The organism is Kitasatospora sp. NPDC059795 (assembly GCF_042732175.1).
Taxonomy (GTDB): domain Bacteria; phylum Actinomycetota; class Actinomycetes; order Streptomycetales; family Streptomycetaceae; genus Kitasatospora.
Genome location: NZ_JBHWID010000002.1, coordinates 642,601 through 655,451, shown reverse-complemented (window position 1 = coordinate 655,451; position 12,851 = coordinate 642,601). Strand labels below are relative to the sequence as shown.

At 72.9% G+C, this 12,851-nt stretch carries 7 protein-coding genes; 4 read left to right on the top strand and 3 right to left on the bottom strand.

Annotated elements, in window-relative coordinates; genetic code table 11:
• Positions 1 to 3 precede the first annotated feature (3 nt).
• Together ACFV4P_RS06870 and pnuC are read right to left on the bottom strand one after the other, a co-directional pair.
• A complete protein-coding gene (locus ACFV4P_RS06870) occupies positions 4 to 1,122 on the bottom strand; it encodes an AAA family ATPase (RefSeq protein ID WP_380468065.1) in 1,119 nt (372 codons plus the stop codon).
• Positions 1,119 to 1,694, bottom strand: coding sequence for a nicotinamide riboside transporter PnuC (pnuC, locus tag ACFV4P_RS06865; protein WP_380468063.1), 576 nt, complete (start codon positions 1,692 to 1,694; stop codon positions 1,119 to 1,121). Before pnuC ends, ACFV4P_RS06870 begins: the two co-directional genes overlap by 4 nt.
• A gap of 139 nt (positions 1,695 to 1,833) precedes the next feature.
• Between pnuC and ACFV4P_RS06860 the strand changes: the two genes are divergently transcribed.
• Together ACFV4P_RS06860 and ACFV4P_RS06855 are read left to right on the top strand one after the other, a co-directional pair.
• Complete coding sequence (locus ACFV4P_RS06860; RefSeq protein WP_380468061.1) at positions 1,834 to 3,558, top strand: ABC transporter transmembrane domain-containing protein; 1,725 nt, start codon at positions 1,834 to 1,836, stop codon at positions 3,556 to 3,558.
• Positions 3,555 to 5,276: an ABC transporter ATP-binding protein gene (locus tag ACFV4P_RS06855; RefSeq protein ID WP_380468059.1), complete on the top strand. Its 1,722-nt coding sequence runs from the start codon at positions 3,555 to 3,557 to the stop codon at positions 5,274 to 5,276. Before ACFV4P_RS06860 ends, ACFV4P_RS06855 begins: the two co-directional genes overlap by 4 nt.
• Before the next feature lie 60 nt (positions 5,277 to 5,336).
• Here the strand turns inward: ACFV4P_RS06855 and glgP are convergent, their stop codons facing one another.
• The gene (gene glgP, locus ACFV4P_RS06850) at positions 5,337 to 8,012 is read right to left on the bottom strand and encodes an alpha-glucan family phosphorylase (RefSeq protein ID WP_380468057.1); all 2,676 of its coding nucleotides are present in this window, start codon (positions 8,010 to 8,012) and stop codon (positions 5,337 to 5,339) included.
• A gap of 968 nt (positions 8,013 to 8,980) precedes the next feature.
• Here glgP and ACFV4P_RS06845 point away from each other — a divergent pair.
• Both ACFV4P_RS06845 and treS read left to right on the top strand, forming a co-directional pair.
• A complete protein-coding gene (locus ACFV4P_RS06845) occupies positions 8,981 to 10,936 on the top strand; it encodes an alpha-1,4-glucan--maltose-1-phosphate maltosyltransferase (protein WP_380468181.1) in 1,956 nt (651 codons plus the stop codon).
• A complete protein-coding gene (gene treS, locus ACFV4P_RS06840; RefSeq protein WP_380468055.1) occupies positions 10,933 to 12,651 on the top strand; it encodes a maltose alpha-D-glucosyltransferase in 1,719 nt (572 codons plus the stop codon). Before ACFV4P_RS06845 ends, treS begins: the two co-directional genes overlap by 4 nt.
• The last annotated feature ends 200 nt before the right edge of the window (positions 12,652 to 12,851 follow it).

Below are 12,851 nucleotides of genomic sequence, written 5' to 3'. Positions count from 1 at the left end.
CCTTCAGGGGTTCGTGGGGGGTACCTCCACGAACCCCTGAAGGCGCTCTTCCCCCAGCCCCCGGAAAAGCGCCCGCAGCGCCGCTTCCACCCTCTCCTCCCGGCTCCCCCGCACCTCGATCCACCGCTGCCCGGAGGCCCCGAGCACCTCGCGGAAGCGACCGCTCATCCACTCCCGCAGGTGCTCCCCGTCCCGCAGCCCGTCGTCCTCGAACGCCACCCCCTCGTGCGAGGTCAGGACGTACAGCTCGCGCCGCGCCTGCGTCGCCACCGCCGCCCAGGTCTCCGGCGCGGTGCGGCCGCAGTACCGCTCCTCCCAGACCGCCGTCGCCAGCAGGTCGGTGTCACAGACCAGCACCGGCCCCCCGGCCCTCGCCGCCCGTTCCTCGGCCTCCGCCTGCCGCTTCCGCACCAGCGCGAAGTCCCGCCCGTCCCACTCCAGTCGGTCGACCGTCGGCATCGGGCCGTCCGCCGTCGCCGCCACCCCCCGGGCGACGGCGAGCTTCGCGGCGGTGAGTTCCCGGCCGTACTCCGCGACCCACCCGGTGAGTGCGTGCACCCCGCCCCGCGCCCGCAGCGCGCGGGCGAGGTCGAGCGAGAGCGTGGTGGTCCCGGTCGACTCCGCGCCGAGGACGATCACCCGCCGCGCGAGCCCGGCCCGGACGGCGGGTTCGAGGTCCGCCCAGTGCGCCGCCGGATCGGCGCGCACCTCGGTGCCGGAGACCGGAAACGTGGCCCGGTCCACATCGAGCACGACGGGCGCGGCGTCGAAGCGGCGGGCGAGCTCGTACCCGTACTCCTCCGACGAGAACACCGCGTCGATGCTCTCGCCCGGCCGCAACGCCTCCCGCATCAGCGCGACATGGCCGTCCCAGATCTCCGGGTCCTGGTAGTCGACGGGGATGTTGTCGACCGTCCCGACCACCCGCACCTGCGAGTCCCCTCGCCAGACCTCGCGGATCCAGCGGACCCGGTCGTCCAGCGGAATCGTCTCGCTGTCGGCGGCCATCACCACCACGGTGACGCGTTCGGCGGCATCGGCCGCGCTGCGGATCAGGAAGTGGTGCCCGGCGTGCGGCGGATAGAACTTCCCGATCACCAGGGCGTGCTGGAACAGGCTCATGCGACAGCCACCGCCACCCCGCCCGGGTGACCGGGAGTCCGCCGCCAGGTGCGCAGCCCGTATCCGCACAGGCCGAGGAACAGCACGTACACCGCGGCGGTCGGGTACAGCCCCTTCGCCACATACAGCGGGATGTAGATCAGATCGGCAGCCATCCACAGGTACCAGGTCTCGATCCGCTTGGTGTTCAGCAGCCACTGCGCGGCCAGCGACAGCGCGGTGGTGAGCGCGTCCCAGAACGGCGCGGTGTCGTGAACGGCCGTCAGCAGCCAGGTGAGCAGCGCGGTGGCGGGCACCACCGCCGCGATCGCGATGCCGATCGCGCGCGGGCCGCCGCGGCGGACCTCCAACCGTCCGCCGGCGGTGTCGCGCCGCAGCCACTGCCACCAGCCGTGCGCGCCGAGCGCCAGGAAGACCACCTGAAGCCCGGCGTCCGCGTAGAGGCCGGCGGTGGCGAACACCACCAGGAAGAAGCCGTTGTTGGCGATGCCCACCGGGAAGGTCCAGACGTTGGTCCGCACCGTCAGCCATACGCATATCGCGCCGGTGACGAACCCCAGCCACTCCGTCATGTGCCCTCCTCAGGCTTTGCGTCGAAGTGACGATAATAGGCAGACCTCCGCCCCCACAAGGCATTTCCCCCGTCCGGCCAGGTCCGGGTGCACCGGAAACCGATCGACCGGCTCCGGAAGCTGCCACTAGCCTCGGCCCGTGGACGACCCGACCGCCGGCCGAGCCGGCCCCCCAGACTCCCGCAGCCCGTTCCGCTTCCTGTGGTGGCTGGTCCGCAGCCAGCGCCGCCGTTCGCTGGCGGGCACGTTCTACGGCACCGCCTGGATGCTCGGCCTGACCGTCCAGCCGTACCTGCTCTCCCGCGCCGTGGACGACGGCCTGCGCCCGGGCCGGACGGGAGTGGTGCTCGGCTGGTCGGCGGCGATGCTCGGCTTCGGCCTGCTGAACACCGTGCTGGCCTGGTGCCGGCACCGCACCATGACGCTGGTCCGCAACGACGCGTCCTTCCGCACCATCGGCGTGGTGCTTCGGCACAGCGTGCGGCTCGGCGCGGCGCTGCCCCGCCAGGTCTCGGCCGGCGAGGTGGTCACCATCGGCATCTCCGACGTGTCCCGGATCGCCATGGCGCTGACCTTCATCGGGCCCGGCGTGGGCGCGGTGATCTGCTACCTGACGGTCGCCGCGATCCTGCTCACCCTCTCCCCGCTGCTGGCCCTGGTCGTCCTGCTCGGCCTGCCCTTCCTCGCCCTGACCCTCCGCCCGCTGATGGTCCGTCAACAGGCTGCCGAGAGCCGCTTCCGCGACCACCAGGGCCGCCTGACCGCCCGGTTCGAGGACCTGGCGGGCGGCCTGCGGGTACTGAACGGCCTGGGCGGCAAGGACGTGTACGCGGCCCGCTACCGGGCCGACTCCCAGGCGCTGCGCGCCGAGGGCTACCGGGTCGGCGCGGCCGTCAGCTGGATCCAGGCACTCGGCGGCGGCCTCCCGGTGCTGCTGCTCGCCGCCGTCACCTGGCTCGGCGCCCGCCTCGCCGCCGAAGGCGACCTGACGCCCGGCCAGTTGACGGCGGTGTTCGCGTACGCCGCCGTGCTGGTCGCCCCGGTGTACTTCCTGATCGAGAACAGCCAGGACATCGGCCGCGCCCTGGTCTGCGCCCGCCGGGTCACCGACTTCCTCCGCCTGACCCCGGACCCGGACCGAGGAACCGACCGACTCCCGGCCTCCACCGCCGAGTTGACCGACCACGAGTCCGGCGTCCGGCTCGCCCCCGGTGAGCTGACGGTGCTCGCCGCGGCCCGCCCCGCCGACACCGCCGCCGTCGTCGAACGCCTCGCCCGGCTCGCCCCCGCCACCACCGTCACCTGGGGCGACACCCCGCTCGCCGACCTGCCGCTGGCCGACGTCCGGTCCCGGATCACCCTCGCCGAGAACGAGGCGACGCTGTTCGCCGGCACCCTGCGCGAAACCGTGCGCGGCCGCACCGACGCCCCCGACGAGACCCTGCTGTCCGCCCTGGAGATCGCCGCCGCCCTCGACGTGCTCGGCTCCCTGGGCGGCCGACTCGACGCCCCGATCGCCGCCGACGGCCGCAACCTGTCCGGCGGACAGCGCCAACGCCTGCGCCTCGCACGCGCGTTGACCGCCGAACCGGACGTCCTGCTGGCCGTCGAACCGACCTCCGCGGTGGACGCCCACACCGAGGCCGCGATGGCCGCCGGTCTGCGCGCCGCCCGCGCCGGCCGCACCACCGCCCTCACCAGCACCTCTCCGCTGCTGCTCGACCGGGCCGACACCGTCCACTACCTGGTGGACGGCAAGGTCGCCGCCGTCGGCACCCACCGCGAGCTGCTCCGCACCCAGCCCGGCTACCGCTCCCTGGTCACGCGCGGCCCCGAATCCGAGAACGCCGAGGTGGCCGAATGAACACCCTGCCGATCGCCACCGCCCGCCAGGTCCGGCAGGCCGCCGTCCGGCTGGTCCGCGAGGACGGCCGGGCCTTCGCCGCCGTCCTCCTCCTCAACGGCCTCGCCGCCCTGCTCGGCCTGGCCGGGCCCTGGCTGCTCGGCCGGATCATCGACCGGGTCACCCACGGCGCCACCACCGGCGACATCGACCGTCTCGGCCTGCTGCTGTTCGGCTGCGCGGTCGCCCAGATCCTGATGAACCGCCAGGCCCGGTACCTGGCCCACCGGTTCGGCGAGCGGGCCGCCGCCCGGGTCCGCGAACAGCTCCTCGGCCGGGTCCTCGCCCTGCCCGCCGCCACCGCCGAACGCGCCGGCACCGGCGACCTCACTTCCCGCGGCACCACCGACGCCACCGCCGTCGGCGAGACCCTCCGGGACGCCGCGCCGGAACTCTTCGTGGCCGCCGCCCAGGCCCTGTTCGTCCTCGGCGCGATCCTCACCGTCAGCCCCCTGCTGGGCAGTTGCGGCCTGCTCGGCGTCGTCGGCATCGCCCTCGGCGCCCGCTGGTACCTGCGCCGCGCCCGCGCCGCCTACCTCGCCGACCGGGCCGCCAACGCCACCCTCGCCGGCACCCTCTCCGCCACGGCGAACGGCGCCCGCACCATCGACGCCCTCGGCCTCCAACAGCAGCGCCTCGACGCCGGCCGCGACGCCATCGACACCGCCAACCGCGCCCGGCTGCGCACCCTCCACCTGCGGCTGCGCTTCTTCGCCGTCATCAACCTCTCGTACACCCTCCCCGTCGTCCTGGTCCTCCCGCTCGGCGCCCTGCTGGTCTCCCACCACACCGTCACCCTCGGCGCCGCCGTCTCCGCCGTCCTGTACCTGCGGCGCGTCGAGGAACCCCTCGACACCATCGTCGTGCTGCTCGAATCCGTGCAGAGCAGCACCGCCGCGTACGCCCGCGTCGAAGGCCTCGCCGCCGCCCCGGCGCCCGCACCGACCGCCGACCGCGAACCCGCCGACGACCGCATCCGGGTCACCGACGTCCGCTACGCCTACCCGGACGGGCCCGACGTGCTGCACGGACTCGACCTCGACCTGCGTCCCGGCGAACGCCTCGCCGTGGTCGGCCCGTCCGGCTCCGGCAAGACCACCCTCGGCCGCCTCCTCGCCGGCATCGACCGCCCCCGCACCGGCACCATCACCGTCGGCGGCGTCCCGCTCGCCGACCTCTCCCCCGAACGGCTGCGACGCCAGGTCGTCCTGGTCACCCAGGAGCACCACGTCTTCCTCGGCACCCTCCGCGACAACCTGCGCATAGCCGCCCCCGACGCCGACGACCCCACCCTCACCGCGGCGCTCGACGCCGTCGGCTGGCACCACGACCTCCCCGACGGCCTGGACACCGACCTCGGCCCCGCCCACCGCCTCGACGGCGCCCAGGCCCAGCAACTCGCCCTGGCCCGCGTCATCCTGGCCGACCCCCACACCCTGATCCTCGACGAGGCCACCGCCCTCCTCGACCCCACCGCCGCCCGCAACACCGAACGCGCCCTCGCCGCCACCCTCACCGGCCGCACCGTCATCGCCATCGCCCACCGCCTCCACACGGCCCACGACGCCGACCGCGTGGCCGTCCTCACCCAGGGCCGGCTCACGGACCTCGGCCCCCACGAGAAGCTCGTCACCACTGACGGCCCGTACGCCCGCCTCTGGCACTCCTGGCAGGGGTAGCACTTCGCGGGTGCGAAGTCAGGGGCTCGTGGAGGTACCCCCACGAGCCCCTGAACGCCCTTACCTGAGCACCCCGGCCTCCAAGCCCCCCAACTCCACCGGCACCGCCACCAACCCCAGCTCGGCGATCGACGCCAGTCGCGGATGCGCCGGAAGCACGCGCACCGTGTACCCGAACGGCCCCGTCCGCGAGAGCTCCAGGTGCCCCTCGTAGCGCAGCCGCCCGTCCAGGTCCGTCCCGCCGGCCGCCGCAGGCTTGAGCACCAGGGTCGTCGCCTCGGAGATCCGGTCGCTCTCGTCGACCCGCCCCGAGACCACCTGCACCTCGACGTCCTCCGGCCCGAGCCGCCCGAGCGCGACCTGCACCCGGAGGGCCAGCGTCGCGCCGAGCTCCTGCGCCTCGCCCACCCCGTCCGCCTCGACGTGCTCCACCCGCACCGCGGGCCACGCGTCCCGGACCGTCGCCTTCCAGCCCGCCAGCGCCTTCGCGCCGGCGTAGTCGGAGGCCCCGCCCGCCAGCCGCCGGCGCGCCTCCGCCGCCGGAACGTAGAGGCGCTCCACGTACTCGCGGACCATCCGCCCGGCGAGCACCTTCGGTCCCAGCGTCACCAGCGTGTGCCGGACCATCGAGATCCACCGGTGCGGCAGCCCGTCCGCCGCCCGGTCGTAGAAGCGTGCGGCGACCTGGTTCTCGATGAGGTCGTAGAGCGCCGCGGCCTCGATGTCGTCGCGCCGCTCGGCCTCCTTGCTCTCCGGGTCGAGCACGTCCTCGCCGGTGCCGCCGTCCGCGGTGGGGATGGCCCAGCCGTTCTGGCCGTCGTACCACTCGTCCCACCAGCCGTCGAGGATCGACAGGTTGAGGCAGCCGTTCAGCGCGGCCTTCATTCCGGAGGTGCCGCAGGCCTCCAGCGGCCGGAGCGGGTTGTTCAGCCAGACGTCGCAGCCGGGGTAGAGCGCCGTGGCCATCGCCATGTCGTAGTCGGGCAGGAAGACGATCCGGTGCCGCACGGCGGGGTCGTCGGCGAAGGCGACGAGGTGCTGGATGAGTCGCTTGCCGCCGTCGTCCGCGGGGTGGGCCTTGCCGGCGACGACGATCTGCACGGGCCGTTCGGGATGCAGCAGCAGGGCGCGCAGCCGGGCCGGGTCGCGGAGCATCAGGGTGAGCCGCTTGTAGGACGGGACGCGCCGGGCGAAGCCGATGGTGAGGACGTCGGCGTCGAGGACCGTGCCGGTCCAGCCGAGTTCGGCGTCGCCCGCGCCGCGCTGCTGCCAGGAGGCGCGGAGGCGTCGGCGGGCCTCGTCGACGAGTTGGGCGCGCAGGGTGCGGCGCAGTTCCCAGACCTCGGCGTTGCCGATGCGTTCGAGGCCGGTCCACTGGTTGGCGGTGCCGACCGCCATCGCCTGTTCGGCGCGTTCCTGGCCGATCTCGGTGGCGCCGAGGCGGACCACGGCGGGGTCGATCCAGGTGGGGGCGTGGACGCCGTTGGTGATCGAGGTGATGGGGACCTCGGGCGCGTCGAAGCCGGGCCACAGGCCGCGGAACATCTCCCGGCTGACGGCGCCGTGCAGCGTGGACACGCCGTTGGCGCGCTGGGCGAGCCGCAGGCCCATCGCGGCCATGTTGAAGAGCTTGGGGTCGCCGCCGCCCCAGCTCTCGGCGCCGAGCGCGAGCACCTGCTCGACGGGGACGCCGGGCAGCGCGGCGTCGCCGCCGAAGTGGCGGGCGATCAGCTCCCGGTCGAAGCGGTCGATGCCGGCGGGGACGGGCGTGTGGGTGGTGAAGACGGTGCCGGCCCGGACGGCTTCGAGGGCGTCGGCGAAGCCGAGGCCGGGGTGAGCGGCGGTGAGTTCGGAGATGCGTTCCAGGCCGAGGAAGCCGGCGTGGCCCTCGTTGGTGTGGAACACCTCGGGTTCGGGGTGTCCGGTGAGCCGGGCGTAGGTGCGGACGGCGCGGACGCCGCCGATGCCGAGCAGTATTTCCTGCAGCAGCCGGTGTTCGCTGCCGCCGCCGTAGAGGCGGTCGGTGACGTCGCGCTCGGCCGGGCTGTTGGCCTCGATGTCGGAGTCGAGCAGCAGCAGCGGGACCCGGCCGACCTGGGCGCGCCAGACCTGGGCGGCGAGGGTGCGGCCGCCGGGCAGGGCGAGGTCGATCCGGCAGGGGGCGCCGTCGGCCTCGCGGAGCAGGGTGACGGCGAGCGCGTCGGGGTCGAGCAGCGGGTAGCGCTCCTGCTGCCAGCCGTCGCGGCTGAGCGACTGGCGGAAGTAGCCGTGGCGGTAGAAGAGCCCGACGCCGATGATCGGGACGCCGAGGTCGGAGGCGGCCTTGAGGTGGTCGCCGGCCAGGATGCCGAGGCCGCCGGAGTACTGCGGGAGGGCGGCGGCGATGCCGTACTCGGGCGAGAAGTAGGCGATGCCGGCGGGCAGCCCGCCCTCGGGGTCGGCGGACTGGTACCAGCGCGGTCCGGTGAGGTAGTCGCGCAGGTCGTCGGCCAGGTCGCCGAGCCGCCGCAGGAAGCGCCGGTCGGTGGCGAGGGCGGCCAGTCGGGCCGCGGGGACTTCGCCGAGCAGTCGGACCGGGTCCTCCCCGACGGCGGCCCAGACGTCCGGGTCGACGGAGCGGAACAGCTCCCTGGTCTCCGGGTGCCAGGACCATCGGAGGTTCAGCGCGAGCTCGTGCAGTGGCTGCAGTTGTTCGGGCAGGACGGTGCGGACGGTGAACCTGCGGATTGCCTTCACGGCTTGAAGCGTAGACCCGCAGATACGTCTGATCGGTCGTCAACTTGCGGTCGCTGCACCCGTTCGGAGCAGCGTTGAGATCGTTCCGGGCGCGTGGTGGCAAATGACGGCGCACGGAGGGCGCAGGCTGGGAAAAGACGCGCCGTCGGGTGTGAACTTCTGGGAACGGAGGTGTTGCGGGTGCCTGTTTCGGCCCGGTCCACCGGCTGAAACCGCGCGCCTACCGCGTCGTAGCCCTTGCCGGTGGTGCGAGGATGCAACAAGGTCGTGGGTGCCGCCGGTGCACGATCGGACGATCGTTCCCCCGCTGCCTCCGGCCGGTGCAGGTCCGGTTTTGACGTGCCCTCACACCCCTTAGCCCATTCGGCCCCTGTCGCCGTGCCTTCGCGTGTCCTTGTGCTCCGACCGGTCGTTCCCCGGTGGGTTGGGTCATGCGAGGGCGTGCACCGAGCGGCACGCGCCGGGGTATGTGCGCTCTTCGCCGCAGCGGGCTCGCTGCGGCGGTCGGCGGGCGGGGTGTGCCGGGTCCGTCGACACGGGGCCGGTTCGGGCCGCACGTCCTTCCTCACCCAGCAGTCCTCCCGGTACTCTCCCGGCGTCGCCCGCCGGGCAGAGCTGCCGCCGATCTCGGGCAGGAGCTTGGCATGCACGGCGACACGCGGGACCAGTCCACGGTACCGACGGACCACACCCCTGACGGACCGTCGGCCGGGGAGCCCCCGGTGCCGGCCCCGCGCACCGCGGCGGCCCGCAGGCGGGCGGCCGCACCGGCCGCGAAGCGTGCGGCCGCCCCGCGCAAGGCCGCGTCGAAACGGACCACCACCGTCAGGTCCGCCACGGCCCCGCCGACCGGCGCGCCTTCGGCCACCGCACCCACTGCGCCCACCACCGGCACCGCCTCCTCCCCCCGCAAGTCCCCGGCCGCCCGGCCGGCCCGCACCGCCCGCACGACGACAGAGAGCGACACCGTGATCGGCCGCATCCCCGTGCTTGACGTGACCCCGCTCGTCGACGCCGGCCGGCGTCCGGCCAAGGCCGTGGAGGGCGAACGCTTCCTGGTCTCCGCGACGGTGTTCCGCGAGGGCCACGACGCGGTGGGGGCCAATGTGGTGCTGCGCGATCCGCGCGGCCGCTCCGGCCCGTGGACGCCGATGCGCGAGCTGTCCGAGGGCAGCGACCGCTGGGGCGCGTACGTGACGCCGACCGCGACGGGCCGCTGGTCGTACCTGGTGGAGGCGTGGAGCGACCCGGTGGCGACCTGGCGCAAGCACGCCGCGGTGAAGCTGCCGGCCGGGATCGACACCGCGCTGGTGCTGGAGGAGGGCGCCCAGCTGCTGGAACGCGCGGCGGCCGGGGTGCCGAAGAAGGAGGGCCGGGCCCAGGTGCTGGCGGCGGTGGACGCGCTGCGCGACGCCGGCCTGCCGCCGCTGAGCCGCTACGCGGCGGCGCTGGTGCCGGAGGTGACGGCGCTGCTGGACCGCTTCCCGCTGCGCGAGCTGCTCTCGGCCACCCGTCCGCAGCCGCTCCAGGTGGACCGCAAGCGGGCGCTGTTCGGCGCCTGGTACGAGTTCTTCCCGCGCTCGGAGGGCGCGGTGGTGGACCCGAGCGGCGTGCAGCCGCCGGTCTCCGGCACCTTCCGGACGGCCGCCGAACGCCTGCCCGCGGTCGCCGCGATGGGCTTCGACGTGGTCTACCTGCCGCCGATCCACCCGATCGGCCGCGCCTACCGCAAGGGTCCGGACAACTCCCTGACGGCCGGCCCGCACGACGTCGGCTCGCCGTGGGCGATCGGCTCCCCGGAGGGCGGCCACGACGCCGTCCACCCGGACCTCGGCACCATCGAGGACTTCGACCACTTCGTCGCGGAGGCCGGCGCGCTCGGCCTCGAAGTGGCCCTGGACTTCGCGCTGCAGTGCTCCCCGGACCACCCCTGGGTGCACAAGCACCCGGAGTGGTTCAGCCACCGCGCGGACGGCACCATCGCGTACGCCGAGAACCCGCCGAAGAAGTACCAGGACATCTACCCGGTCAACTTCGACCAGGACTTCGACGGGATCGTCCGCGAAACGGTGCGGATCCTGCGCTACTGGATGGGCCACGGGGTGCGGATCTTCCGCGTCGACAACCCGCACACCAAGCCGGTGAACTTCTGGGAGAAGGTGCTCGCGGACATCGCCCGCACCGACCCCGACGTGCTGTTCCTGGCCGAGGCGTTCACCCGCCCGGCGATGATGAACGCCCTGGGCAAGGTCGGCTTCCACCAGTCCTACACGTACTTCACCTGGCGCAACGACAAGGCCGAGCTGACGGAGTACCTGACCGGGCTGACCGGCGAGTCCGCCGCCTGGATGCGGCCGAACTTCTTCGCCAACACCCCGGACATCCTGCCCGAGTACCTGCAGACCGGCGGCCCGGCGGCGTTCGCGGTGCGCGCCGTGCTGGCGGCGACGCTGTCGCCGACCTTCGGGGTGTACGCGGGCTTCGAGCTGTTCGAGAACGAGCCCGCGAAGCCCGGCTCGGAGGAGTACCTGCACTCGGAGAAGTACGAGCTGCGGCCCCGCGACTGGACCCGCCCGGACTCCCTCGCGCCGCTGCTCACCGCCCTGAACCGGCTGCGCCGCCGGCACCCCGCGCTCCAGCAGCTGCGGGACCTGCGCTTCCACCCCGTCGACAACGAGTGGATCCTCGCGTTCTCGAAGAGCGCCGTCACCGAGGACGGCCTGGAGGACCGGGTGATCTGCGTGGTCAACCTGGACCCGCACCACGTCCAGGAGGCCACCGTCACGCTCGACGTGCCGGGGCCGCTGACGGTGCACGACGAGCTGACCGGCGCGACGTACGCCTGGGGCCGTCACAACTACGTCCGGCTCGATCCCTCTACCGGGCCGGCCCACCTCCTCACGGTTCGGAGGAACCCGCAGTGACAGTCAACGAGCCCGTCCCCGACACCTTCGCCGACACCCCCGCCCGGGACCGCGACCCCGAGTGGTTCAAACGCGCGGTCTTCTACGAGGTCCTGGTGCGGTCGTTCCAGGACAGCAACGGCGACGGCGTCGGAGACCTCAAGGGGCTCACCTCGCGGCTCGACTACCTCCAGTGGCTGGGTGTGGACTGCCTCTGGCTCCCCCCGTTCATGAACTCCCCGCTGCGGGACGGCGGTTACGACGTCTCGGACTACCAGTCGGTGCTTCCGGAGTTCGGCAATCTGGCCGACTTCGTGGAGTTCGTCGACGCGGCGCACGCCCGCGGCATGCGGGTGATCATCGACTTCGTGGTGAACCACACCAGCGACCAGCACGCGTGGTTCCAGGCCTCCCGCAGCGACCCGGAGGGCCCGTACGGCGACTTCTACATGTGGGCCGACGACGACAAGCAGTACCCGGACGCCCGCATCATCTTCGTCGACACCGAGAGCTCCAACTGGACGTACGACCCGGTCCGCAAGCAGTACTACTGGCACCGTTTCTTCAGCCACCAGCCGGATCTGAACTACGACAATCCGCGGGTGCAGGAGGAGGTGATGGCGGCGCTGCGGTTCTGGCTGGACCTCGGCATCGACGGCTTCCGGCTGGACGCGGTGCCGTACCTGTACGCCCGCGAGGGCACCAACTGCGAGAACCTGCCGGAGACCCACGACTTCCTGCGCCGGGTCCGCAAGGAGATCGACGCCGACTACCCGGACACCGTGCTGCTGGCGGAGGCCAACCAGTGGCCGGAGGACGTCGTCGACTACTTCGGCGACTTCGGCTCCGGCGGCGACGAGTGCCACATGGCGTTCCACTTCCCGGTGATGCCGCGGATCTTCATGGCGGTCCGCCGGGAGTCCCGCTACCCGGTCTCCGAGATCCTGGCGAAGACCCCGGAGATCCCGTCCGGCTGCCAGTGGGGCATCTTCCTGCGCAACCACGACGAGCTGACCCTGGAGATGGTCACCGACGAGGAGCGCGACTACATGTACGCGGAGTACGCGAAGGACCCGCGGATGCGGGCCAACGTGGGCATCCGCCGCCGGCTCTCCCCGCTGCTGGAGAACGACCGCAACCAGGTCGAACTGTTCACCGCCCTGCTGCTCTCGCTGCCGGGAAGCCCGGTGCTGTACTACGGCGACGAGATCGGCATGGGCGACAACATCTGGCTCGGCGACCGCGACGGCGTCCGCACCCCGATGCAGTGGACGCCGGACCGCAATGCGGGTTTCTCCTCGGCCGACCCGGGCAGGCTCAGTCTGCCGCCCATCATGGACCCGGTGTACGGCTATCAGGTGACCAACGTCGAGGCGCAGCAGAGCAGTTCGAGTTCGCTGCTGCACTGGACGCGTCGCATGATCGAGATCCGCAAGCTCAATCCCGCGTTCGGCCTCGGCAGCTACACCGAGCTGCCCTCCAGCAACCCCGCGGTGCTGGCCTTCGTGCGCGAGTACGAGGGCGACCTGGTCATGTGCGTGAACAACTTCTCGCGGTTCGCGCAGCCGACCGAACTGGACCTGCGGCAGTACGGAGGGCGGTACCCCGTCGAGCTGATCGGCGGCGTGCGTTTCCCCACCATCGGCGAGTGGCCGTACCTGTTGACGCTGGCCGGCCATGGCTTCTACTGGTTCCAGCTGCGCCAGTCCCCGGCGAAGGCGTCCGGGGCCAAGTAGCGGCAGGGGCCGCACGCCCGTGCACCGAAGATCCCGCAGGCCCCGATCGGGACACCCCTTCCGCGGGCGCGCGAATCGTTCCGCGCGCCCCCGGAGGTCTTCGCACCACCGCGTACGGAGAACAGCCCAACGGCCATCCACACGAAGGCGTGACACCGAGCCCGCGGCTCGCGTGCCGTCGCCGCCGCGCCGTCGAAATC